We start from the raw sequence: 22804 nt of genomic DNA, 5'->3' as shown, positions 1-22804 counted from the left end.
GATGGGCATAAATTTCCGCGTCACCCCGACGAAGGCCGGGGTCCAGTTGCGGCGCCTTGCGTTGGACAGGGCATCGCGTGCCTTGGGCGGCGTGCATCTGGACCCCGGCCTTCGCCGGGGTGGTATCATAAGGGGGGAACCGGAATGACCACCGAACTGACCATCCTCGGCTGGTCGATCATCCTGTTGTTCGTCCACATCGCGCTGCAATCGCAGCTGGCGACTTTGGACCGGGGCATCGGCTGGAACGCGGGCCCGCGCGACGGCACGCCTGCGCCGTTGGGGCATTATGCGGGCCGGGCCGAACGGGCGTCCGCCAATTTCCGTGAGACTTGGCCGATATTCATCGCACTGGCGCTAGGCTTGGCAGTCACGGGGCAGAGCGGCGGGATCGCGGCGACCGGCGCGTGGGTGTGGTTCCTCGCGCGGGTCGCCTATGTGCCGCTCTATATCTTGGGCGTCCGCTATGTGCGGTCGCTGGCCTATCTGGTGTCGATGGTCGGCCTGGTGATGATGCTTATACGTTTCCTGTGACGGGAACGCCGTAAAGGTCGTGCTCGTCGGCATCCTCGATCTCGACCTTCACGATATCGCCGACCGCCAGATGACCGGCGTCGCGCAGGAAGACTTCGCCGTCGATCTCGGGCGCGTCGGCCTGGGACCGGCCGGTCGCGCCGCCTTCCTCATCCACCGCGTCGATGATGACGGGCAGGGTGCGGCCGACCTTGGCGGCGAGCTTGGCGGCGGAGATGGCGGCGGTCTTTTCCATGATCCGCGCGTAACGCTCTTCCTTCACCGCCTCGGGGACGTGATCGGGCAGGGCATTGGCGGCGGCACCCTCGACCGGCTCGAAGCGGAAGGCGCCGACGCGGTCGAGCTGGGCTTCATCCAGCCAGTCGAGCAGATATTCAAAATCCTCCTCCGTCTCGCCGGGGAAGCCGACGACGAAGGTCGAGCGGATCGCGATATCGGGGCAGATGTCGCGCCACTGATGGATGCGCTGCAGCACCTTGGCGTCGTTGCCGGGACGCTTCATGCGCTTGAGCACAGAGGGCGCGGCATGCTGGAACGGGATGTCCAGATAGGGCAGCACCAGGCCTTCCGCCATCAGCGGGATCACCTGATCCACATGCGGATAGGGATAGACATAGTGCAGGCGTACCCAGGGCGCGATCTTGCCGAGTTCGCGGGCGAGGTCGGTCATGTGCGGCACGACCTCCTGCCCCTTCCACATCCGGGGTTCCTTGCGGATGTCGATGCCGTAGGCCGAGGTGTCCTGGCTGATGACCAGCAACTCGCGCGTGCCCGCCGCGACCAGCTTTTCCGCCTCGCGCAGGATCGCGTCGGGGCGGCGGCTGACCAGATCGCCGCGCAAGCTGGGGATGATGCAGAAGCTGCACCGATGGTTGCAGCCCTCCGAAATCTTCAGATAGCTGTAATGACGCGGGGTCAGCTTCAGGCCCGCATCGGGGATCAGGTCGATATAGGGCGACAGGTTCGCGGGCGCGGCGGCGTGCACGGCCTCGACCACCTGTTCATATTCATGCGCGCCGGTGATCGCGAGCACGTCCGGGAAGCGGGTGCGGATCGCCTCGGCTTCCTTGCCCATGCAGCCGGTCACGATGACGCGGCCGTTCTCCTTGATCGCCTCGCCGATCGCCTCCAGGCTTTCCTCCTTGGCGGAGTCGAGAAAGCCGCAGGTGTTGACCAGCACGACATCGGCCCCGGCATAGTCGGGCGACATCTGATAGCCGTCGGCGCGCAGCTGGGTCAGAATGCGTTCGCTGTCGACCAGATTCTTGGGACAGCCGAGCGAGACCATGCCGACACGCGGCGGAGTAGGGAGTTTGGTTGCCATGGGATACGCGCGCACATAGGCCAAAACGCGACGCTTTTCCAGATGGTGCGCGAAGTCCGGTCGACAGGCGCGCGCGATCCCGGCATGGATGGGCACGGAAGCGAGAGGATAGGGCGCGATGCTGGCGATCGGATTGATGTCGGGAACGTCGCTGGACGGCGTGGACGCGGCGCTGATCGAGACCGATGGCGAGGCGCTGGTCCGGCCCATCGCCTTTCGCACCGAAGCCTATTCCGACACCGCCCGCGCCGAACTGGCCGAGGCGACCGCGCTCGCCCTGACCTTCGACCGGCCGCGTGCCAGTCCGCCCATCGTCGCGGCGGGAGAACTGATCGTGCGCACCCATGCGATGGTCGTGCAGAAACTGCTCCGCGACGCGGGCGTCGAGGCCGCGGCGGTCGACGTGATCGGTTTTCACGGCCAGACGGTCGCGCATCGCCCCGATCGCGGCTGGACCTGGCAGATCGGTGACGGGCAGGCGCTGGCGGATGCGACCGGGATCGTCACCGTGTCCGATTTCCGCTCGGCCGATGTCGCGGCGGGGGGGCAGGGCGCGCCCTTGATCCCCGTCTATCACGCCGCGCTCGCCGCCGATCTGGAGAAGCCGGTTGCGCTCCTGAACCTGGGCGGTGTCGCCAACATCACCTTTATCGGGGCGGACGGCGCGCTGGTCGCCTTCGATACCGGTCCGGCGAACGGCCTGATCGACAGCTGGATGGAGGCCGAAACCGGCCAGCGTTATGATGCGAACGGCCAGATGGCGGCAAGCGGGCGGGTGGAGCCGACGGTGCTCGACACGATGATGGACAATGGCTGGTTCGACCTGGCGCCGCCCAAGTCGCTCGACCGCAACGACTTCACCATCCAGCCCGCGCGGGGCCTGTCGGCAGCGGACGGGGCGGCGACGCTGACCGCCTTCACCGCGCAGACCGTGGCCCGCGCGCTCGATCATCTGCCCGAGCGGCCCCGGCAATTGCTGGTCGCGGGGGGTGGGCGGCACAATGCCACCATGCTGGCGATGATCGCGACCGCGACGGGCCTGACGCCCGAGCCGACCGATGCGCTGGGTTGGGACGGCGACGCGCTGGAGGCGCAAGGCTTCGCCTATATGGCGGTCCGGCGGCTGGGGGAGCGGGCGATCAGCTTTCCGGGGACGACCGGCGTGCCGGAGGCGATGACCGGCGGTGTGGTCCATCGGCCGTTGGCGGGGTGACCCATTCCTCCCCTGCAAGGGAAGGGGGACCAGCGAAGCTGGTGGAGGGGTGTCACCGCTGGCCGTTACACCCCTCCGTCAGTCCTTTCGGACTGCCACCTCCCCTTGCAGGGGAGGAATCGATTGGTGCAGTTTGGCTTTCATTGAGACTATAGTGGGGGCTGGCGACAGACGCGGAACAGCCCCGGACCTGGCAATCAGCGTGCGACATAGGCGTCGATCAACGCCCCGACATAATCGGGCTTGTCGCTGGTCAGTTCGGGCGCGGCGCGGCCCTTGCCATAGATGAAGCCGTAAATGGGGTAGGTCGAGCTACCCAGACCTTCGGAGTCGCGGAACCAGACCTTCACTTCGCTCCAGTCATTGCCCGGCGAGACGTCGAACAAGGTCACGTCCTGCTCGGCATGGCCGCGCTGGCCGTTCTGGATCGACCAGTTGGCATGGGTCAGCATCAACACCCGGTCCTCGACCACGCGGCTGACCACCGCGACATGGCCCAGCGGCAGGCGGCTGGTCTTCTCGAAGACGACGACCGCGCCGACACGGGGAGTGCGGCCGCGGGGATATTTGCCCTCCGCTTTCGACCACCAGGTCCAGGCGTCGCCATAGATCGCAATACCCGAGGCTTGCCGGGCAAAGGGCACGCACTGCCCGACATAGTCGAGCAGCGAGTGCGCCTCGGCCGCCGGAATGACCGTCAGTGCGCAGAGCGATACGATTGCCTTGGACACCATGCCTCTCATGCCGATCAAGCTATCGGATTTGCGTGAATACCCAACTGTTCAAGATGGTTAACATGGCGGTAGGGAGATCGACGGAGGCGGGGACGCGACCAGTCGAAGACCCCATGGACGGCATCAGCCGCGCCGCGCGCTTGCCCGCGCCTCCAGCAGGTCCCACAGGCCGCGATGCTGGACAAGCAGCTGCGTCGCCCCGAACCCCCGCGCGCGCGCCAGGCCGATGCCCGATTCGTCATCCTCCACGTCACACAGCGGCTCGGGCATCCGGCCGGGGGCGGGCGACAGGCCGAAGCGCCGCGCCGCCTGATCGAGTACCTGCCGGATCGAGCGCCAGTCGAGGATCAGCGCCGAAACGGCGCCGGTCGCGCAGCCCCGCCGATCCGAATTGGCGAGCATTTCCAGCGTATGGCGAAGCTGGGTCAGCGCGGCATCGGTCTGCGCCTGGCCGGGAGTGGAGGGCAGCGGACCCGCCGCCGAGGTCAGATTGGCGAGAAAGGCCCGCTCCAGGGCAAAGGCGTTGGAGGACTGGATCAGCCAGGGCAGGGTTTCGATCTGGACGCCGCGCGCCATGGCGTAATCGATCATGCAGGGATGATTGCCGTGGACCGCACAGACCGCATGAACCGCATCGGTCAGATCGTGCAGCAGAACCTGCGGCATCAGCAACGCTTGCACGTGCGGATGCCCGGCGCTGCCCCATCGCGCCAGGATCGCACGGATGTCGCCGCGCCGATCGTTCTGAAATTCCAAAGCGGTACTCGTCGCCATGTCCGTTCCGAATAATGGGCCGGGCGCAGGCGACAGAACCGTCATTCGACCGTCGCACCCGAAGGAATGCCTTAACCGAAATTCGTTAATGCCGGGTTTACGAAATCTGGAACGCCTTCGTTATGAGTTACGCTACTGATTCGTTTCAGGAAAACAGGCGCCGCGCCGCCCTGTGCCGGATCGCGCTTGCGGGATGGCAGCGCCCCCGCGATAACGCGCGCCATGGCCGGGCCGGGACCCGGCAATGACAAGGTTCGGAGTGGTATGAATGCGCAAATGGGTGCTGGGTCTGGCGCTGGCGTCGGTCGGGGCGTCGATCGCCATGGGTTCGGGGGCCTCGGCCATGTCGGCTGATGCGCCGACCGGGCAGGGGACCGAACAGGGCACGCTGACCCTGAAGCGCGTTTTCGGCAGCCCCGACCTGTCGGGATCGCAGCCGCGCGGCCTGCGCCTGTCGCCCGACGGCACGCTGCTGACCTCGCTGCGCCCGCGCGCCGACGAGCGCGAGCGGCTGGACCTCTGGGCCCGTGACACCCGCACCGGCGAGGAGCGGATGCTGGTCGACTCCAAGAAGGTCGGCTCGGGCGCGGAACTGTCCGAGGCTGAGAAGATGCAGCGCGAACGCGCACGCATCGGCGGGTCGAAGGGCATCGTTGCCTATGATTGGGCACCCGACGGCAAGTCGATCCTGGTGCCGCTGGACGGCGACCTTTATCTCGCCGGTCTCGACGGCACGGTCCGTCGCCTGACCAACACGCCGGGCGGCGAACTGAACCCGATCGTCAGCCCCAAGGGCGGCTTTGTAAGCTTCGTGCACGACCAGAATTTGTGGGCCATGCCTTTGGGTGGTGGCGAGGCACGGCCGCTGACAAAGGATGGCGGCGGCACTGTGCATTTCGGCGAGGCCGAATTCGTCGCGCAGGAAGAAATGCACCGCTTCACCGGCTATTGGTGGAGCCCCGACGAACGCTATATCGCGGTCGAGCGGTTCGATGACGCGCCCGTCAAGGTCGCCGTCCGCGCGGCGATCGGCGCGGCGGGCACCAAGGTCTATGAACAGCGCTATCCGGCGGCGGGTACGCCCAACGCCCTGGTCGATCTCTACGTCATGAAGGCGGACGGGTCGGGCCGGGTGAAGGTCGATCTGGGCACCAATCCCGACATCTATCTGGCCCGCGTCGACTGGACGCCGGACGGCTCAGCGATGCTGGTCCAGCGCGAGAGCCGCGACCAGAAGACGCTCGACATGCTCCGCGTCGATCCCAAGACCGGCAAGTCGACCGTCCTCTTCACCGAGCGTTCTGGCGACCGCAGTTGGCTGAACCTGTCCGACGCCTATCGCCCGATGAAGGACGGCAGCCTGATCTGGCGTTCGGAGCGCGATGGCTATGGCCATCTCTACCGCTTCGCGAACGGCCAGTGGACGCAGCTGACCAAGGGCCCGTGGGTCGTCACCAACCTCGTCGGCGTCGACGAAGCGAAGGGACGGCTATACTTCACCGGTCTGAAGGACGATGTGCTCGAACAGCATCTCTATGCCGTCGACATCGCCCAGCCGAACGTCATCACCCGCCTGACCGAGCGTGGCTATACCAACAGCGCCACGATGGACTCGTCGGCCAGCCGCTTCATCGTCTCGCGCTCCAGTCCGACCCAGCCGACCCAGGTCTATCTGGCCGATACGGCGGGCCAGCGGCTGAACTGGATCAACGAGAATGCGATCCGGGCCGGGCATCCCTATGCGCCCTATCTCGCCAGCCACCGCGAGACGAAGTTCGGTACGATCAAGGCCGATGACGGCACGACGCTCTATTGGGAGATGATCACGCCCAAGCTGGAGCCGGGCAAGCGCTACCCCGTCTTCTTCCAACATTATGGTGGCCCCGGCACCGGCCAGCAGGTCACGCGCGGCTGGCAGGGCGCTTTGCCGCAATATCTGGTCGATCAGGGCTGGATCTTCTTCCAGATCGACAATCGCGGCTCGTACAATCGCGGCAAGGCGTTCGAGGACGCCATCTATCACGCGATGGGCACGGTCGAGGTCGCCGATCAGCTGGCGGGCGCCAACTATCTGAAGACGCTGCCCTTCGTCGATCCCGCGCGCATCGCGACCTATGGCTGGTCCTACGGCGGCTATATGTCGATCAAGATGCTGGAGAAGACGCCGGGCGTCTATGCCGCCGCCGTATCGGGTGCGCCGGTCACCGACTGGCAGCTGTACGATACGCACTACACCGAGCGTTATCTGGGCGATCCGCGTACCGACCCGCAAAGCTATGCGACGTCGCAGGCGATTACCGATGCGGCCAAGATCCGCGATCCGCTGATGCTGATCCACGGCATGGCGGACGACAACGTCTTCCTCGACAACGCGACCGCCTTCGCCGCCGAGATGCAGAAGACCGACACCCCGTTCGAGATGATGCTCTACCCCGGCCAGACCCACCGTGTCGGTGGGCCGGGCGTGTCGGAGCATCTGTGGCATACGATCCTGAACTTCCTGGACCGGACGGTGAAGGACAAGCCGAAGAAGTAAAGTGATCCTCCCCGGCACGGGGAGGGGGACCAGCGAAGCTGGTGGAGGGGGCTCGCCGCAAGTGATGACCTGTGCGGCGCTCCCCCTCCGTCAGCGCTTCGCGCTGCCACCTCCCCGTAACGAGGAGGATCTACGGACCTGCCCATGGCATTCCTCAAGACCTTCCACCTCTGGCCGTTCCTGGACACGCTGGTCAGCTATCTGACCGCGTTCGTGCTGGGCACCGTGATCGGCGCCGAACGGCAGTACCGCCAGCGTACGGCGGGGCTGCGCACCAACGCCCTGGTCGCGATCGGCGCGGCGGCGTTCGTCGATCTGGGGCAGCGGCTGGGCGGCGATGTCGAGTCGATCCGCATCATCGCCTATGTCGTCTCCGGCATCGGCTTCCTGGGTGCCGGCGTCATCATGAAGGAGGGGATGAACGTTCGCGGGCTGAACACCGCGGCGACCCTCTGGTGCTCGGCGGCGGTCGGTTCGATCGCGGGCAGCGACATGGTGGCCGAAGCGGTGCTGCTGACCGTCATGGTGCTGATCGCCAATACCGCGCTGCGCCCGCTGGTCGATGCGATCAACCGCATTCCGGTCGAGGGACGCCATGTCGAGGCGACCTATTCGGTCAGCCTGACCACCAGCGCCGCGCAGGCCGGGCCGGTCGGCGACATGCTGGTCGAGCATCTGGAGCGCGCGGGCCTGCCGGTGGCCGAACTCGATATCGAGGAACTGGGCGAGGATCAGGTGACCGTCGTCGCCACCCTGACCAGCACCATCGTCGAGGCGGGCGAACTCGACCGGATCACCGACCATTTCCAGTCCGTCCACGGCATCGCGCACGCCACCTGGGCCGCCAGCACGCACGACTGAGGCGGCTTGGTCTCTGCTCCGGGTGCTTCCGCAAAAATCGCGACGCGTCCAAGGGCTTGCTCCCCACAACAGGCACCACCCCGGCGAAGGCCGGGTCCAGTTGGGGGACGGTTGGAAAAGCTGACGGCGGCCCGGCAGCTGGATCCCGGCCTTCGCCGGGATGGTCCAGGGGATAAGCTATCCCCATCGGCCCGGACCATCGCCCGCCCGCCCTATGCCAACACTATGCGAAACCGGGGAATCGCTCTCGCATTGCTATGGCCGCCGGGAATAGCCGCCGAACCGACCAAGGAGGCGGTATGGCGGTACGGGTTCGGACATGGCGGCATGGACTGGCGATCCGGTTTTTGGGCGTCGGGCTGTGCGTCCTCGCCTGGCGGGCGATCGCGCATCTGATGGCCATGGCGGGGCAGGGCGGCCGTGCCGGGCTGGTGGGCTATGCGCTGGCAACCGCAGGCTTCCTCTTCGCCAGCCTGGGCAGCGCGCTGGCGATCATGGGCAAGCATCTGTTCGACGAGGTGCAGGTCAGCGCCCGCTGGCGGCGGACATGACCGACACTATGCGGGCGCTATGCGATAGCGGGAAATCCATCTCGAAACCCTATGGGGCGAGGCGTAGCTGATGCGGGCGGGCGATCGAACGCCCGATCGGCAGAGGTTTCCCGTATCCATGTGTACCGATTTCCCTATCGAACCCGCCCGTCAGGCGCGGCTCATCTATGTCGGCCAGGACCGTGCGGGTCACTGGCTGGTGCAGGATAGCGCAGGCCAGCTGGAAGGGCGCTTCATCTCGCGTGGCGCGGCCATGCGCTATGCGGTGGAGGAAGCCGAAATCTATCATGCCAGCGTCGCGGTCGCGCAAGATGCGCTGACCCCGCTGGTGTCGTTCGACCCGGTGGCGGCCGACACCTCCGTCCTGTCGCGTGCGGCGTGAGGGAGGGGCCGACCATGCAGATCGACAGCAAATATCGCCATGACCCCCGCTGGCCCGCGATCGAGGCGGCGCTGGGTTCGCTGCGCGAGCGGCATCGCCGCGCGGTGCGGATCGTCGACGCCGATTGCGGCGCGGGCGGCTTCCTGATCGCGGTCGCCGAACAGGCGCGGGCGATGGGCTTCACCGCGATCGAGGGACGCGGACTGGGCGGTTCGCCCGCGATGATCGGCCGGGCGCGGGCTGCGGCCAGGCGTCATCGCCATGCCGCGATGGGGCTGGTGTTCGAGCGCGGCGACACGGCCGATGCGCTGGCCGAGGAGCGTGATTTCCCCGCCGACATTCTGGTCTGTCATCGGTGCGGCACCCAGATGCGTGCCGCCGCGACCTGCGTGATCGGCGATCCGAGCGAGGAGATGGCGGCATGAACGGGCGGGACATGGCATGGCGGTCGTTGGGCGGCCTGACGACGCTGGGCGCGGTGGTGGCGACGCTGAGCGGGCCTTCGGAATCGCTGCTGGCGCTGTTCTGGTTCTTCGCGGCGCTGGGCGGCGTCGTGCTGATGCTGAACGGCAAGCACATGATCCAGGCGCTCCGGGCCGAACGTCGCGGGCATTATCATACGGCCGAGGCTATTCATGCCGCGCGCCTTCGTCGGGCGCGTCGGTCATGAGCCGCGACACAGGCTTTGAGCTGCGGGGCGGCGCGCTCCATGCGGAGGGAGTCGCGCTCGGCCGGATCGCGCAGGCGGTGGGCACGCCGACCTATGTCTATTCGGCAAGCGCTCTGCGTGCTGCCGCCCGGCGGTTTCGCGAAGGGCTGGCCCCGATCCGGCGCAAGTCGCTCGCCTTCGCGGTCAAGGCCAATCCGTCGCTGGCCGTCCTGTCCGTCCTGCGCGACGAGGGGTTCGGCGCCGATATCGTGTCGGGCGGCGAACTGACTGCCGCACTCGCGGCGGGCATGAAGGCCGGGGATATCGTCTATTCGGGCGTCGGCAAGACCCCGGAGGAACTCGCCCAGGCGCTGCGGGCCGGGGTCGGCCACATCAATCTGGAAGGGGAGCGCGAAGGGGAAGTGCTGGCGGCGACCGCCGTCCGAATGGGTGTCGAGGCCATCGCGGTGCTGCGGGTCAATCCCGATGTCGATGCGGGGACCCATGCCAAGATCACCACCGGCACCAGAGACAGCAAGTTCGGCGTGGCCTTCGCAGATGCGATCGGCATCTTCGACCGGCTGTCGAAACGGCCGGGCCTGACGCTGCACGGCGTCGCGGTGCATATCGGCAGCCAGATCATGGAGCTGGGCCCGCTGGAGTCCGCCTATCGCCGGATCGGCAAACTGATCGCCGAACTGAGGGCGCGGGGACATGCGATCTCCCATGTCGATCTGGGCGGCGGGCTCGGCGTCGATTACCACGGCGGCCCGGACGGCGACGTCGCCGCCTATGGCGCCATGGTCGCCCGGGTGACGCAGGATTGGGACGTGGCCCTGATGTTCGAGCCGGGGCGCTATATCGCCGCCCATGCCGGAGTGCTGCTGACCCGTGTGCTCTGGGTGAAGCCGGGCGAGGAGTGTCCGTTCGTCGTCATCGATGCGGGCATGAACGATCTTGCCCGGCCCGCGCTCTACGACGCCTGGCATGAGTTCGCGGCGGTCGCTCCGAACGGTGCGACGATGCGCGCGCATGTCGTGGGACCCGTCTGCGAAAGCAGCGACCGCTTCGCCACAGGCCGGTTGATCGACCGGGTGAAGGAAGGCGACCTCGCCGTCCTGCGCGACGCCGGGGCCTATGGCGCCTCCATGGCGTCCTGCTACAACAGCCGGGCCCTGGCGGCGGAAGTCATGGTCGAGGGCGATCGCTTTGCCGTCATCGCGCCGCGGATCGATGCGGTGGCGATCCGGCCGCAGGTCGTGCCCGACTGGCTGGATGCGCATGCGTTCGACCATGCCGCCTGAGAGGAGGGCGGGGGTTCGTTAAACCCCCGCTTGTCACGGCGAAACGCGCACTTTTCGCAAAGTTGGTGGACGTGTCCACGCAATGACGCTACCGGCTCACGCTTCCGAGTGGAGGATATAATGGGTTATCGCGTGGTGGTCGCCGGGGCGACGGGCAATGTCGGCCGGGAAATGATCAACATTCTGGCGGAGCGGGAATTCCCGATCGACGAGCTGGCGGTCGTCGCCTCGTCGCGCAGCCAGGGCGACCAGATCGAATATGGTGAGACGGGCAAGATGCTCACCATCAAGAATATCGAGCATTTCGATCCCACCGGCTGGGACATGGCTTTGTTCGCCATCGGTAGCGACGCGACCAAGGTCTATGCGCCCAAATTCGCCGCCGCCGGTTGCGTCGTGATCGACAATTCGTCGCTCTACCGCATGGACCCGGACGTGCCGCTGATCGTGCCGGAGGTGAACCCCGACGCGATCGACGGCTACACGGCCAAGAACATCATCGCCAACCCCAATTGCTCGACCGCACAGATGGTCGTGGCGCTCAAGCCGCTGCACGACAAGGCGACGATCAAGCGCGTCGTCGTGGCGACCTATCAGTCGGTGTCGGGCGCGGGCAAGGCGGGCATGGACGAGCTTTTCGAGCAGAGCCGCAACATCTTCGTCGGCGACCCCGCCGAGCCGAAGAAGTTCACCAAGCAGATCGCGTTCAATGTGATCCCGCACATCGACAGCTTCCTCGACGACGGCTCGACGAAGGAAGAGTGGAAGATGGTCGCCGAGACCAAGAAGATCCTCGACCCCAAGGTCAAGGTGACGGCGACCTGCGTGCGCGTGCCCGTCTTCGTCGGCCATTCCGAGGCGCTGAACATCGAGTTCGAGGACGAGATTTCGGCACAGGAAGCCCAGGACATCCTGCGCGAGGCGCCCGGCGTCATGCTGATCGACAAGCGCGAGGACGGTGGATACGTCACGCCCGTCGAGTGCGTCGGCGACTATGCGACCTTCATCAGCCGCGTGCGTGAGGACTCGACGGTCGATAACGGCCTGTCGCTGTGGTGCGTGTCGGACAATCTGCGGAAAGGTGCCGCGCTGAACGCGGTGCAGATCGCCGAACTGCTCGGCCGCCGCCACCTGAAGAAGGGCGACTGAGCCCATTTAATTCCTCCCCTGCAAGGGGAGGGGGACCAGCGAAGCTGGTGGAGGGGTGTCCCGCTATCGAGAGGGTGACACCCCTCCGTCAGGCCTGACGGCCTGCCACCTCCCCTGCAAGGGGAGGATCAAGGGTTTACCGCCCCATATACAATCCGGGCCGATGCCAGGCGAACAGGATCAGGCTGATCGCGGCCGCGCTGATCGCCGACCACATCATCTGCACACCCGAAACCACCGGGATCGCCATCGCCAGGATGACGACGTCGAGCGCGACCTGGGTCATGCCCATATTCCACCCGCGCTTGCGATAGAGCCAGATGGTGATGACCCCGGTGCCGCCGACCCCCGCCTGATGCCGGGCAAGCGACAAGATGCCCATGCCGATCACCGTGCCGCCGACCAGCGCGGCAAAGGCCGGGTGCACCCCGTCGACATGCACCGACACGCGCGTGATCGCCGAGGCGACGCCGATGCCGATATTGACCAGCACCGTCTTCACCGCGAACCGCGCGCCCATCACCTTGTGCGCGAACAGGAAGAAGGGGATGTTGACCAGCGTGAACAGCACGCCCGCAGGCAGCGGCAGCAGATAGGACAGCAGCAGCGCGACGCCCGCGATGCCGCCCGTCACCAGTCCCGCCGCCTTCAGGAACATCAATCCGACGATCAGCAGGGTCACGCCGATGAAGATCGCATAGGCGTCTTCAAGCAGGCTGTGCGGACGCCCGATCGGGCTGGGCGGCAGGGTTTCGGCAGGGGAGGCGGTCGCTGCGGTCATCGAGGGTCCGGATCAAGGGTCCGGCATCCGCTCCCGATTGGCCTGCTTCTTGGCGGCAGAGAACCGTCCCATACCGCAATCGTGGCGAAACGCCAATTGCCTGGCTCAGCTCAGGAACAGCCAGCCCAGCGCGATCATCACCACCAGCGCATAGAAGCCGCCCTTGGTCCGCAACAGATAGCTGGCGCCCAATACGCCCGTGGCAGCGAGCGCACAGGCGGCCACCCGGTCGGCGGCGATCCATTCCAGGATGACGAACGCGCCGACCATGTTCGCCGCCGCGTTGACCGCGATCCAGATATAGGAAGGAAAGGCCCCGATCGATCCGATCAGCGGGATCTTGATCGTGGCAAAGCCCCGCATCGTGCCGGGAAACAGATCCGCCGCCAGATGAAAGCCGACGCCGAACCCCAGTCCCGCCGCGACCGGCCAGGTCCGCAGGTCGAGCGTGGCGACGTAGAAGGGTAGGACGCTGTGCACCAGCGCGCTGCGATGCTGGAGCTGGAGCGGCGTGTCGAGATCGGGCAGCCGCGTCCCCGCTGCCGTCGCCGCCGCCACGCACGCGATCAGCATCCAGGGGCCTCCTCCACCGGCGAACGCCAGGATCACCGCCAGAAGAAGGAATAGGGATGCTGCCATGGGCGGCGGCTAACCGCTTGTACCCCTTTTGTCCATGCGTGCGACTCGCGTGGAATCACAAAAAAGCACGGATTCCCGCCATTTTGTCGCGGACTGGCGAGAATGGGACTCAGGGCGCTGCTTCGACCTGCGCCGCCGTGGTCAAGGTACAATTTTTTGAGGGTGGTCGGCAGGCCCGGCTCCGGCATAGTCGGCACCATGACCATGCAGGCCAAAGCGGGTATCGGCGCGCTGACCGACCGGGAAAAGCAGACGCTGCGCCTGATCGTGCGGGGGCATGACGCCAAGTCGATCGCGCGCGAACTGAACCTGTCGGTCCACACCATCAACGAACGGCTGCGCGACGCCCGCCGCAAGCTGGCCGTGTCGAGCAGTCGCGAAGCGGCGCGGATGCTGCTGGAGGTGGAAGGCGACGCGACGCTGCCGACCCCCGAATATCTGGGGGACATGACGATCGGGGAGGACCGGCCCGAGCCGATGGCGGATGAAAGCCCGGCGCCGGTCGTCGGCGTGGAGAACGGCATCCGCCGTCCCCGGATCATCATCGGAGCGATACTCATGACCCTCGCCCTCAGCCTGCTCGCGCTTGGCGGCCTGACCCATATGGCGTCCGCGCCGCCCCAGACGGCCACCACAACGGCCACCGATCCGGCGGTCGTCGAAGCCGCCCAGCATTTCCTGCAACTGATCGACCAGGGCCGCTGGACCGACAGCTACCGCCTGACCACGAGCAGCTTCCACAAGTTGAACACCGAGCAGGTCTGGGCCGCCACCTCGGAAAAGGTGCGGACGCCGCTGGGCAAGACGGTTTCGCGGACCCTGCTCAGCCAAGACGATGTTCCCGCACCGCCCGCCGGTTATCGGATGGTGCGGTTCAACACGCGCTTCGCCGGCTCGGCGGATGTCGTCGAAACCGTTACGCTGGAGCGGGAGAATGGCGAGTGGCGGGTTGCCGGGATTTATGTCGGCTAGGGCGAGTCCATTCCTCCCCTGAAAGGGGAGGTGGCAGGCCGAAGGCCTGACGGAGGGGTGTTGCGTTATCGAGAGCGGGACACCCCTCCACCAGCTTCGCTGGTTCCCCTCCCCTTGCAGGGGAGGAATGAGCGCGGAACCACTGAACGTCGACCCTGCCCATGGTGTCGCGGCAGGAACAAAGGTCCACATCTTCGCCGATCCGTATTAGGAGGTTGGCGTACAGCTTAACCGCCGGAGACCGAACCCTTGGCCGATACCGCCCCCCAAACCCGCTTCTTCGACAGCTTCGACGGCACCCCGATCGCGTGGCGTGAAATCGGGGATGGGCGGCCCGTGGTGCTGATCCACGGCTATTTCTCCGACGCCTATACCAACTGGATCCGCTACGGCCACGCCGCCGCCATCGCGGCCAAGGGCTACCGGGTCATCATGCCCGACCTGCGCGCGCATGGGGAGAGCGGCAAGCCGCATGATCCCGCCGCTTATCCCAAGGATGCGCTGACCCGCGACGGCCATGCGCTGGTCGAGCATCTGGGACTGACCGATTACGATCTCGGCGGCTATTCGCTAGGCGCGCGGACGGTCAGCCGGATGCTCGCGACCGGGGCGGAGCCGGGCAAGGCGATCTTTGCGGGCATGGGGCTGGAAGGGCTGCTACACACCGACCGCCGGGTTGCGCATTTCACCAATATCCTGACCCGGTTGGGCGAGCATAAGCGCGGCACCCCCGAATGGATGGCCGAGGCCTTCCTGAAGACCACGGGCGGCGATCCGGTGGCGCTGCTCCATATCCTCCAGACCTTTGCCGACACGCCGCTCTCCGGGATCGAGGGCTTCGACCTGCCGACCTTGGTCGTGGCGGGCGTCGACGATTTCGACAATGGCGCGGCGGTCGAGCTGGCCGAGGCCTTGCCGCGCGGGCGCTATATCGAGATTCCGGGCAACCATATGGCCTCGGTCACCAAACCCGAGCTGGGTGCGGCGATCGTGCAGTTCCTCACCGCTTGACGGCGGCGACCAAAGCCGCGCAACTGCGCGCCATCCGCCCCGTCTCGAGGGCGTTTCAGAATCTTAGGGGGATAGCATGATCCGTTCCGCCGTTTCCGGCGCCGTACTCGCCTTTGTGCTCGCCGGTGCCGCTCACGCCCAGACTGCGGCGCCCGCCGCGCCGGCCACCCAGCCGCCCGCGACCGTCGCCGGGGCGGATGCCTTTGTCGCCGAGGCCGAGAAGACGCTGGCCGAAAAGTCGGTGGGCGCGCAGCAGGTCGCCTGGGTCAATGCGACCTATATCACCGACGACACCGATGCGCTGGCCGCCGCGTCGGGCGCGGAGATGACCGATCTCGCCGTCCGTTACGGCCTGGGGGCGGCGCGTTATCAGGCGCTGCCGGGCCTGTCCTATGATACCAAGCGCAAGCTGGACCTGTTGCGCGGTGGGATCACCTTGCCCGCGCCGACCACGCCGGGGGCCTCGGCGCAGCTGTCCATGCTGACGACGCGCATGTCCTCCTCCTATGGCAAGGGCAAGGGCGTGCTGAACGGTCAGCCGATCAACGGATCGGACATCGAGGCCGCGATGGGGAGCGAGCGTGACCCCGCCAAGCTGAAGGAAATGTGGGTCAGCTGGCACGACAATGTCGGCGCGCCGATGCGAGCCGATTACACCCAGATGACCGCGCTGGCCAACCAGGGTGCCAAGGAACTGGGCTATGTCGATGCCGGGTCGCTCTGGCGTTCGGGTTACGACATGTCGCCCGAACAGTTCGCGCAGGTCACCGACAAAATCTGGGGCGAGCTGGAGCCGCTGTACAAGGCGCTCCACACCTATGTCCGCTGGAAGCTGAACGAGAAGTACGGCGACGCGGTGCAGGCCAAGACCGGCCCGATCCGCGCCGATCTGCTCGGCAATATGTGGGCGCAGGAATGGGGCAATATCTATGACGTCGTGGCGCCCAAGGGGGCGGGCGATGTCGGATACGACACCGGCGATCTGCTGAAGGCCAAGGGTTATGACCCGATCAAGATGGTGAAGGCGGGCGAGGGCTTCTATTCCTCGCTCGGCTTCGCGCCCCTGCCGCAGACCTTCTGGCAGCGGTCGCAGATCGTGAAGCCCGCCGACCGCGAGGTGATCTGCCACGCCTCGGCCTGGGATATCGACAATCTGGACGATATCCGCATCAAGATGTGCACGAAGGTCAATGCCGACGACTTCGTGACCATCCATCACGAGCTGGGGCATAACTACTACCAGCGTGCGTACAAGGATCAGCCGTTCCTCTACAAGAACGGTGCGAATGACGGTTTCCACGAAGCGATCGGCGACACAGTCGCGCTGTCGATCACGCCCGATTATCTGGTGAAGATCGGCCTGCTCGATCCGGCGCGCGTGCCCAGCGCGGACAAGGATATCGGCCTGTTGCTGCGTCAGGCGATGGACAAGGTGGCGTTCCTGCCCTTCGGCCTGCTGATCGACAAGTGGCGCTGGGGCGTGTTCTCGGGCCAGATTCCGGCCGGGCAATATCAGGCGGGCTGGGACGCACTGCGCCTGAAATATCAGGGCGTGGTGCCGCCGGTCGCACGCGACGAGACGAAGTTCGATCCGGGTGCCAAATACCATATCCCGGCGGGCGTGCCCTATGCGCGCTATTTCCTGGCGCGGGTGCTGCAGTTCCAGTTCTACAAGGCGGCATGCCAGCAGGCCGGGTGGAAGGGGCCGCTCCACCGCTGCTCCTTCTATGGCAACAAGGAGGTCGGCAAGAAGCTGAACGCGATGCTGGCCATGGGCCAGTCCAAGCCGTGGCCGGACGCGCTTCAGGTGTTCACCGGCAGCCGCGAGATGTCGGGCAAGGCGCTGGTCGAATATTTTGCCCCGCTCAAGACATGGCTGGACCAGCAGAACAAGGGCAAGCCGCAGGGTTGGTGATGGGGTTCCTGGCGGACGTTACCTGCCCCACCACCCCTCGCTTACGCGAGCGGTCCCCCTCCCCAAGCACAGCTTGGGGAGGAATTGCGACGGCATTTCTCTAAATCCTCCCCATCTTCGATGGGGAGGGGGACCGCCGCGAAGCGGTGGTGGAGGGGCGTTCATACCAGCCTCCGCTCAGGCCGAACGGCTGCCTGGGTTCAGTCCTTCTTGCCGTCCTTGCCTTTGCCCTTGTCGCGCTTGGGCGTGCTGCCCTTGAGCGACAGCAACGCCGCCGTCAGTCCGGCCGCCGCCGCAAGACTGCCCAGGATCGAGGCCACGCCCCATTTGCCGCCAACCCGGTCTAGCCCATGCTTGCCCAAGGCAGGCGCGGGGGCCGGTTTGATGGCAGCAGGTTTGCGCGGTGGAGACTTGCGCAACGCGGTGCGCTTGGTCGAGCGGGGTTTGGGCGGAGCCTTGGGCTTGGCCGGGGCCTCGGTCGCCGGGGTTTCGACGCCCTCGACGGGCTCCGCCGCAGGTGGTGTCTCCTCCGTCACCGGTTCGGCCTTGGCCACGGGGCGCTTGCGCGGGGCGGGCGTGCCGGCTGCCTTGGGCGTGGCGCGGCGGCGGGGCGGGCGTGGCTTTTTCGGGTCCGTGGTATCGACCATGACGAAATCCCCCATTTAAACAAAGCAGCTTCGGTTCGTCACCGTAACGCTTGCGCCCGCCCCCGGTTGCTTGTCAGCGGAAGGGCGGCTCGTTGAACGCGCGCAGCTTGCGGCTGTGCAGCTTGTTGCCTTCCCGACGCAGCTGTTCGCACGTCTCGATGCCGATCCGCATATGCTCGCTGATCGCGCGCTCGTAGAAACGGTTGGCTTGGCCCGGCAGCTTCAACTCGCCATGCAGCGGCTTGTCCGACACGCAGAGCAACGTCCCATAGGGCACGCGGAAGCGATAACCCTGCGCCGCGATCGTCGCCGACTCCATGTCGATCCCGACCGCGCGGCTGAGCGAGAAGCGCAGTGCCGACTTGGAATAGCGCAGCTCCCAGTTGCGGTCGTCGGTGGTCACGATCGTGCCGGTCCGCAACCGACGCTTCAACTCGTCGCCCGACTGGCCCGAGACGATCTCGGCGGCCTTGGCGAGCGCGACCTGCACCTCGGCGATGGCGGGCACCGGGATTTCGGGCGGCAGCACATCGTCCAGCACATGATCGTCGCGCAGATAAGCATGCGCCAGCACATAGTCGCCGATCCGCTGGCTGGGGCGGAGGCCGCCGCAATGGCCGATCATCAGCCACGCCTCGGGCCGCATCACGGCCAGATGGTCGCAGATCGTCTTGGCGTTGGACGGGCCGACACCGATATTGACGAGCGTGATGCCGGTGCCGTCCTTGGCGACCAGGTGATAGGCGGGCATCTGGTGCCGCCGCCACGCGCTGTCGGTGACGATCTTGTCGACATCCTCGGGGCGCTCGATCACGACGCCGCCCGCGCCGGACAGGGCGGTGAAGCGCGAACCCTCGCCCAGCTGCGACGCGCCCCAGCGAACGAATTCATCGACATAGCGGTGATAGTTGGTGAACAGCACGAAGCGCTGGCAATGCTCGGGCGGGGTGCCGGTATAGTGGCGCAGGCGCGCGAGCGAGAAGTCGGTGCGCAACCCGTCGAACAGCGCCAGTGGCCGGTTGCCGTCGGCATTCATCCACAGCCCGTCGGCGATCTCGTCACCGATATGCGCCAGCTCGGTCGCGGGGAAGAAGCGCGCCAGCTCGGCCGCCGATACCGTGTCCAGGCTCAGGGCATGGCCGGGGTCGAGGACATAAGGGAAGGGGATTTCCTGGCGACCGGGCACCGCCTCGACCGAGACGTCGTAATCCTCGATCAGCAGGGTCAACTGCTCGACCAGATAATCCTTGAACAGCGCGGGCTTGGTGACGCTGATCCGATAGTCGCCGGGCGACACCAACCGGCCGAACGACCGCATCGGGGCGGGGCGCCCGCCCTCGCCGCGATAGATCAGCCGGATTTCGGGATAGGCGAAACAGCCATGCGCACGGTCTTCCAGCGTGGGCGCGGTGCCGTCGCGGAGATAGAGGGTCAACGCATCCTTCAGACGCGTGACGGAGGCGGTATAGAGGCGGTCGAGTTCTTCGACGATCTGGACAGCGTGAGTCATCGTCCAGAGCTAAGCCCTGTTTACCGGGCTGGCAAGCGGGCGCGGGCGACATCGGATCGCCCGCGCCCCGGTCAGGGGATCAGGCCCCCAGTGCCGAATTCTCGTCGTCACCGGGCGTGCGCAGCTTCGACGCGCCGAACGCCGCACCGGCGACGGCCGCCGCCACGCCCGCCGCGATTCCGGCGGCGGCATAGGGGTGTTCCTTCACCTTGTCGCCGGCCGCCTTGGCGGCGCCCTGCGCCTTTTCGGTGAAGCTCTTGGCCTGTGCCTGCTTTTCGGGTGGGACATAGGTGGTCATGGCAAGGCTCCTCTCATTGTGCCGATCCTTCGATGGGCAAAAAACGCCAAAGCCTCCAGCACTGTTCCACCCCCGATCCGACCGGCCGTGCGACCGACCGGATCAGCAGGGCCGATCAGAGGACCGAGAGGAGATGCTCGGCCGAGCTGACCTTGAACTCGCCCGGTGCCTCGACGAACAGCTGTTCGACCACGCCGTCATCGACCAGCATCGTGTAGCGCTGGCTGCGCGTGCCCATGCCGAACTTCGACCCGTCCAGCGTCAGGCCGACCGCCTTGGCCAGATCGGCATTGCCGTCGGCCAGCATCGTGATCTCGCTGGCATTGTTGGTCTGGCGCCAGGCCTTCATGACGAACACGTCGTTGACCGAGGTGCAGGCGATCTCGTCCACGCCCTTGGCCTTCACGGCATCTGCCTGGGCGATGAAGCCGGGCAGGTGCTGCGCCGAGCAGGTGGGGGTGAAGGCGCCGGGCACCGCGAACAGCGCGACGCGCTTGCCCGCGAAATAATCGGTGGTGTTGACCTGTTCGGGGCCTTCGGGCGTCACCTTGACCAGCGTGATGCTAGGCAGGCGGTCTCCGACCTTGATCGTCATCGTGCGGATCCTTCGCGGGGGATTTGCCACGGCACCATGCCGGGCCACGCGGCGTTCATGGCGCAGAGACCTTATAGATTTCAAGCATGGCGAGGCGGAGCGGCGATGCCTATAGTCGGTGGCGTGCATCAACTGACCTATCTTTCCGGCCAATTCCTGCTGGCCCTGCCCGGCATGGGCGATCCCCGTTTCGATCATGCCATCATCGCCGTATGCGCCCATGACGAGGGCGGGGCGCTCGGCATCGGGCTGGGCGCGACGATCGACGGCATCGGCTTCCATACGCTGCTCGACCAGTTCGAGATCGCGCATGGCGATATCCCCGACGCACCGGTTCATTATGGCGGCCCGGTCGAGCCGAGGCGCGGCTTCGTGCTGCACAGCCATGACTGGCAGGGGCAGGACAGCGTCGATGTCGGCGGCCGCTGGGTGCTGTCGAGCACGGTCGACGTGCTGCGCGCTATCGCAGAGGGCAACGGGCCGAAACAATGGGTGGTCGCGCTGGGCTATGCCGGATGGGATGCGGGCCAATTGGAGCAGGAACTGCGCGAACCCGGCACCTGGTTCAACGTCGGGGGCGAGCCGGGCATCCTGTTCGACGTGCCCGCCGAGGACCGCTGGCAGGCAGCTTACGGCGCGGCCGGTGTCGATCCGCGCCAACTGGTGACGGGCGGCGGCAGGGCTTGAGGCTTTAACCGATTCCTCCCCTGCAAGGGGAGGTGGCAGTCCGTAGGACTGACGGAGGGGTGTCGCCCATGGTGAATGCGAGTGCCATCGCCACGGCGACACCCCTCCACCATGCCGCGCATGATCCCCCTCCCCTCGCAGGGGAGGAATATGTGCAGCTCACGCGACAGACGCTCAACGATATAAAGATATCTTTATATTTGATCCCTAAGGCGATCACCGCTAAGGCGGGCGCCGTGCCGATCGGCGTGCGCGCTACGTCTTGGTCGGCCCCATTTTGCACGGAGTTTCGTCGTGTCCACGACTGCCGCCACCAAGAACGATTACGTCATCAAGGACATCAGCCTGGCTGATTTCGGCCGCGCCGAGATCAAGATCGCCGAGACCGAGATGCCCGGCCTGATGGCCCTGCGCGACGAATTCGGCGCTCAACAGCCGCTCAAGGGCGCGCGCATCACCGGCTCGCTGCACATGACGATCCAGACCGCCGTGCTGATCGAGACGCTGACCGCGCTCGGCGCCGATGTCCGCTGGGCGACCTGCAACATCTACTCGACCCAGGACCATGCCGCCGCCGCGATCGCCGCGAGCGGCGTGCCCGTCTTCGCTGTCAAGGGCGAGACGCTGGCCGAATATTGGGATTATGTCGGCGACATCTTCACCTGGGACGGCGACGTCGAGGGTCAGACCGCCAACATCATCCTGGACGATGGCGGCGACGCGACCATGTTTGCGCTCTGGGGCGCCAAGCTGGAAGCCGGCCAGACCTTCGGCGAGCCGGAGAATGAGGAAGAGGTCGAGTTCCAGCGTTCGGTCAAGGCGTTCATCGCCAAGAAGCCGGGCTATCTGACCCAGACCGTCCAGAACCTGAAGGGCGTGTCGGAAGAGACGACCACCGGCGTTCACCGCCTGTACGAGATCGCCAAGAAGGGCGAGCTGCCTTTCCCGGCGATCAACGTCAACGACTCGGTCACCAAGTCGAAGTTCGACAACCTCTATGGTTGCAAGGAGTCGCTGGTCGACGCGATCCGTCGCGCCACCGACGTCATGCTGGCGGGCAAGGTCGCCGCGGTCGCCGGTTTCGGCGACGTGGGCAAGGGCTCGGCCCAGTCGCTCCGCAATGGCGGCGCGCGCGTGCTCGTGACCGAAATCGACCCGATCTGCGCGCTGCAGGCGGCGATGGAAGGCTTCGAGGTCGTGACCATGGATGAGGCCGTGAAGCGCGCCGACATCTTCGTCACCGCGACCGGCAATGCCGACGTCATCACCGCCGATCACATGAAGGCGATGAAGCCCATGTCGATCGTCTGCAACATCGGCCACTTCGACAGCGAGATCCAGATCGCGGCGCTGTCGAACTACAAGTGGACCGAAGTGAAGCCCGGCACCGACCTGGTCGAGTTCCCGGACGGCAAGCAGATCATCGTGCTGGCCAAGGGCCGCCTGGTGAACCTGGGCTGCGCGACCGGCCACCCCAGCTTCGTGATGTCGGCCTCGTTCACCAACCAGACGCTCGCCCAGATCGAGCTGTGGACCAAGGGCGAGAACTACAAGAACGAAGTCTACGTCCTGCCGAAGCACCTCGACGAGAAGGTCGCAGCACTCCACCTCGAAAAGCTGGGCGTCCAGCTGTCGAAGCTGTCGGAGAAGCAGGCGGCGTACATCGGCGTACCGGTCGAAGGTCCGTTCAAGCCGGATCATTACCGCTACTGATCCCGTCTTCGGGCCTAGGCGCGAG

Annotated in this window: 24 protein-coding genes; 15 read left to right on the top strand and 9 right to left on the bottom strand. The window is 66.1% G+C overall.

Features of this window, described 5'->3' with window-relative positions:
• Positions 1–144 precede the first annotated feature (144 nt).
• Entirely contained in the window at positions 145–534 is a 390-nt protein-coding gene (locus tag ACQR50_RS10795) for an MAPEG family protein (protein ID WP_428968326.1), read from the top strand.
• Here ACQR50_RS10795 and rimO read toward each other — a convergent pair.
• On the bottom strand, positions 518–1858 hold the full coding sequence (gene rimO / locus ACQR50_RS10790; protein WP_428968325.1) for a 30S ribosomal protein S12 methylthiotransferase RimO: 1341 nt from the start codon (positions 1856–1858) through the stop codon (positions 518–520). The genes ACQR50_RS10795 and rimO overlap by 17 nt on opposite strands.
• Positions 1859–1976: 118 nt before the next feature.
• Between rimO and ACQR50_RS10785 the strand changes: the two genes are divergently transcribed.
• Positions 1977–3071, top strand: coding sequence for an anhydro-N-acetylmuramic acid kinase (locus ACQR50_RS10785; RefSeq protein ID WP_428968324.1), 1095 nt, complete (start codon positions 1977–1979; stop codon positions 3069–3071).
• A 197-nt stretch (positions 3072–3268) separates the two neighbouring features.
• Here the strand turns inward: ACQR50_RS10785 and ACQR50_RS10780 are convergent, their stop codons facing one another.
• Together ACQR50_RS10780 and ACQR50_RS10775 are read right to left on the bottom strand one after the other, a co-directional pair.
• Positions 3269–3805 (bottom strand): CHAP domain-containing protein, encoded by a 537-nt coding sequence (locus ACQR50_RS10780; RefSeq protein WP_428968323.1) that lies wholly within the window; start codon positions 3803–3805, stop codon positions 3269–3271.
• Between the two features lie 123 nt (positions 3806–3928).
• A complete protein-coding gene (locus ACQR50_RS10775; protein ID WP_428968322.1) occupies positions 3929–4579 on the bottom strand; it encodes a DUF6975 family protein in 651 nt (216 codons plus the stop codon).
• Between the two features lie 268 nt (positions 4580–4847).
• On the opposite strand from ACQR50_RS10775, the gene ACQR50_RS10770 reads away from it, so the two are divergent.
• The 8 genes from ACQR50_RS10770 (at position 4848) to ACQR50_RS10735 (ending at position 12011) form a co-directional block, all read left to right on the top strand.
• Complete coding sequence (locus tag ACQR50_RS10770; protein WP_428968321.1) at positions 4848–7115, top strand: DPP IV N-terminal domain-containing protein; 2268 nt, start codon at positions 4848–4850, stop codon at positions 7113–7115.
• A gap of 144 nt (positions 7116–7259) precedes the next feature.
• On the top strand, positions 7260–7976 hold the full coding sequence (locus ACQR50_RS10765; RefSeq protein ID WP_428968320.1) for an MgtC/SapB family protein: 717 nt from the start codon (positions 7260–7262) through the stop codon (positions 7974–7976).
• 299 nt (positions 7977–8275) lie between these two features.
• Positions 8276–8527 (top strand): hypothetical protein, encoded by a 252-nt coding sequence (locus tag ACQR50_RS10760; protein ID WP_428968319.1) that lies wholly within the window; start codon positions 8276–8278, stop codon positions 8525–8527.
• A 118-nt stretch (positions 8528–8645) separates the two neighbouring features.
• Positions 8646–8909: a hypothetical protein gene (locus ACQR50_RS10755; protein WP_428968318.1), complete on the top strand. Its 264-nt coding sequence runs from the start codon at positions 8646–8648 to the stop codon at positions 8907–8909.
• A gap of 14 nt (positions 8910–8923) precedes the next feature.
• Positions 8924–9334, top strand: a complete 411-nt coding sequence (locus ACQR50_RS10750) for a hypothetical protein (protein ID WP_076716643.1) — start codon at positions 8924–8926, stop codon at positions 9332–9334.
• On the top strand, positions 9331–9579 hold the full coding sequence (locus ACQR50_RS10745) for a hypothetical protein (RefSeq protein ID WP_428968317.1): 249 nt from the start codon (positions 9331–9333) through the stop codon (positions 9577–9579). Before ACQR50_RS10750 ends, ACQR50_RS10745 begins: the two co-directional genes overlap by 4 nt.
• Entirely contained in the window at positions 9576–10862 is a 1287-nt protein-coding gene (gene lysA / locus ACQR50_RS10740; protein WP_428968316.1) for a diaminopimelate decarboxylase, read from the top strand. The genes ACQR50_RS10745 and lysA overlap by 4 nt, the downstream gene beginning before the upstream one ends.
• Positions 10863–10982: 120 nt before the next feature.
• On the top strand, positions 10983–12011 hold the full coding sequence (locus tag ACQR50_RS10735) for an aspartate-semialdehyde dehydrogenase (protein WP_184105915.1): 1029 nt from the start codon (positions 10983–10985) through the stop codon (positions 12009–12011).
• A 136-nt stretch (positions 12012–12147) separates the two neighbouring features.
• On the opposite strand, the gene ACQR50_RS10730 is transcribed toward ACQR50_RS10735, so the two are convergent.
• Together ACQR50_RS10730 and ACQR50_RS10725 are read right to left on the bottom strand one after the other, a co-directional pair.
• Entirely contained in the window at positions 12148–12792 is a 645-nt protein-coding gene (locus ACQR50_RS10730) for a YitT family protein (protein ID WP_428968315.1), read from the bottom strand.
• Positions 12793–12897: 105 nt separating this feature from the next.
• Positions 12898–13431, bottom strand: coding sequence for a hypothetical protein (locus ACQR50_RS10725; protein ID WP_428968314.1), 534 nt, complete (start codon positions 13429–13431; stop codon positions 12898–12900).
• A gap of 198 nt (positions 13432–13629) precedes the next feature.
• Between ACQR50_RS10725 and ACQR50_RS10720 the strand changes: the two genes are divergently transcribed.
• The 3 genes from ACQR50_RS10720 (at position 13630) to ACQR50_RS10710 (ending at position 17329) form a co-directional block, all read left to right on the top strand.
• Entirely contained in the window at positions 13630–14403 is a 774-nt protein-coding gene (locus tag ACQR50_RS10720) for a DUF4019 domain-containing protein (protein ID WP_428968313.1), read from the top strand.
• Positions 14404–14652: 249 nt separating this feature from the next.
• Positions 14653–15414 (top strand): alpha/beta fold hydrolase, encoded by a 762-nt coding sequence (locus ACQR50_RS10715; RefSeq protein ID WP_428968312.1) that lies wholly within the window; start codon positions 14653–14655, stop codon positions 15412–15414.
• 76 nt (positions 15415–15490) lie between these two features.
• On the top strand, positions 15491–17329 hold the full coding sequence (locus ACQR50_RS10710) for a M2 family metallopeptidase (RefSeq protein ID WP_428968311.1): 1839 nt from the start codon (positions 15491–15493) through the stop codon (positions 17327–17329).
• Between the two features lie 200 nt (positions 17330–17529).
• Here ACQR50_RS10710 and ACQR50_RS10705 read toward each other — a convergent pair whose 3' ends face one another.
• The 4 genes from ACQR50_RS10705 to ACQR50_RS10690 form a co-directional block, all read right to left on the bottom strand.
• A complete protein-coding gene (locus ACQR50_RS10705) occupies positions 17530–17976 on the bottom strand; it encodes a hypothetical protein (protein WP_428968310.1) in 447 nt (148 codons plus the stop codon).
• A gap of 73 nt (positions 17977–18049) precedes the next feature.
• Entirely contained in the window at positions 18050–19486 is a 1437-nt protein-coding gene (locus ACQR50_RS10700) for an AMP nucleosidase (RefSeq protein WP_184105919.1), read from the bottom strand.
• A gap of 79 nt (positions 19487–19565) precedes the next feature.
• Positions 19566–19784 (bottom strand): hypothetical protein, encoded by a 219-nt coding sequence (locus ACQR50_RS10695; protein ID WP_056437961.1) that lies wholly within the window; start codon positions 19782–19784, stop codon positions 19566–19568.
• 115 nt (positions 19785–19899) lie between these two features.
• A complete protein-coding gene (locus ACQR50_RS10690; protein WP_056437958.1) occupies positions 19900–20379 on the bottom strand; it encodes a peroxiredoxin in 480 nt (159 codons plus the stop codon).
• Positions 20380–20502: 123 nt separating this feature from the next.
• On the opposite strand from ACQR50_RS10690, the gene ACQR50_RS10685 reads away from it, so the two are divergent.
• Together ACQR50_RS10685 and ahcY are read left to right on the top strand one after the other, a co-directional pair.
• On the top strand, positions 20503–21066 hold the full coding sequence (locus tag ACQR50_RS10685; protein ID WP_338112289.1) for a YqgE/AlgH family protein: 564 nt from the start codon (positions 20503–20505) through the stop codon (positions 21064–21066).
• 294 nt (positions 21067–21360) lie between these two features.
• Positions 21361–22779, top strand: coding sequence for an adenosylhomocysteinase (gene ahcY, locus ACQR50_RS10680; RefSeq protein ID WP_428968309.1), 1419 nt, complete (start codon positions 21361–21363; stop codon positions 22777–22779).
• Positions 22780–22804: the final 25 nt, after the last annotated feature.

The organism is Sphingomonas sp. Xoc002, assembly GCF_050408055.1.
Lineage (GTDB): Bacteria > Pseudomonadota > Alphaproteobacteria > Sphingomonadales > Sphingomonadaceae > Sphingomonas > Sphingomonas yabuuchiae.
This window is presented reverse-complemented; position numbering and strand designations above follow the sequence as displayed.

Coding starts and splice junctions, on each gene's coding strand:
- ACQR50_RS10755 (WP_428968318.1), top strand. CDS start 8,646: ATGTGTACCGATTTCCCTATCGAACCCGCCCGTCAGGCGCGGCTCATC.
- ACQR50_RS10745 (WP_428968317.1), top strand. CDS start 9,331: ATGAACGGGCGGGACATGGCATGGCGGTCGTTGGGCGGCCTGACGACG.
- ACQR50_RS10765 (WP_428968320.1), top strand. CDS start 7,260: ATGGCATTCCTCAAGACCTTCCACCTCTGGCCGTTCCTGGACACGCTG.
- ACQR50_RS10785 (WP_428968324.1), top strand. CDS start 1,977: ATGCTGGCGATCGGATTGATGTCGGGAACGTCGCTGGACGGCGTGGAC.
- ACQR50_RS10720 (WP_428968313.1), top strand. CDS start 13,630: ATGACCATGCAGGCCAAAGCGGGTATCGGCGCGCTGACCGACCGGGAA.
- ACQR50_RS10725 (WP_428968314.1), bottom strand. CDS start 13,431: ATGGCAGCATCCCTATTCCTTCTTCTGGCGGTGATCCTGGCGTTCGCC.
- ACQR50_RS10730 (WP_428968315.1), bottom strand. CDS start 12,792: ATGACCGCAGCGACCGCCTCCCCTGCCGAAACCCTGCCGCCCAGCCCG.
- ACQR50_RS10690 (WP_056437958.1), bottom strand. CDS start 20,379: ATGACGATCAAGGTCGGAGACCGCCTGCCTAGCATCACGCTGGTCAAG.
- ACQR50_RS10750 (WP_076716643.1), top strand. CDS start 8,924: ATGCAGATCGACAGCAAATATCGCCATGACCCCCGCTGGCCCGCGATC.
- ACQR50_RS10770 (WP_428968321.1), top strand. CDS start 4,848: ATGCGCAAATGGGTGCTGGGTCTGGCGCTGGCGTCGGTCGGGGCGTCG.
- ACQR50_RS10700 (WP_184105919.1), bottom strand. CDS start 19,486: ATGACTCACGCTGTCCAGATCGTCGAAGAACTCGACCGCCTCTATACC.
- ACQR50_RS10795 (WP_428968326.1), top strand. CDS start 145: ATGACCACCGAACTGACCATCCTCGGCTGGTCGATCATCCTGTTGTTC.
- ACQR50_RS10710 (WP_428968311.1), top strand. CDS start 15,491: ATGATCCGTTCCGCCGTTTCCGGCGCCGTACTCGCCTTTGTGCTCGCC.
- ACQR50_RS10775 (WP_428968322.1), bottom strand. CDS start 4,579: ATGGCGACGAGTACCGCTTTGGAATTTCAGAACGATCGGCGCGGCGAC.
- ACQR50_RS10760 (WP_428968319.1), top strand. CDS start 8,276: ATGGCGGTACGGGTTCGGACATGGCGGCATGGACTGGCGATCCGGTTT.
- ACQR50_RS10705 (WP_428968310.1), bottom strand. CDS start 17,976: ATGGTCGATACCACGGACCCGAAAAAGCCACGCCCGCCCCGCCGCCGC.
- lysA (WP_428968316.1), top strand. CDS start 9,576: ATGAGCCGCGACACAGGCTTTGAGCTGCGGGGCGGCGCGCTCCATGCG.
- ACQR50_RS10780 (WP_428968323.1), bottom strand. CDS start 3,805: ATGGTGTCCAAGGCAATCGTATCGCTCTGCGCACTGACGGTCATTCCG.
- ACQR50_RS10735 (WP_184105915.1), top strand. CDS start 10,983: ATGGGTTATCGCGTGGTGGTCGCCGGGGCGACGGGCAATGTCGGCCGG.
- rimO (WP_428968325.1), bottom strand. CDS start 1,858: ATGGCAACCAAACTCCCTACTCCGCCGCGTGTCGGCATGGTCTCGCTC.
- ACQR50_RS10695 (WP_056437961.1), bottom strand. CDS start 19,784: ATGACCACCTATGTCCCACCCGAAAAGCAGGCACAGGCCAAGAGCTTC.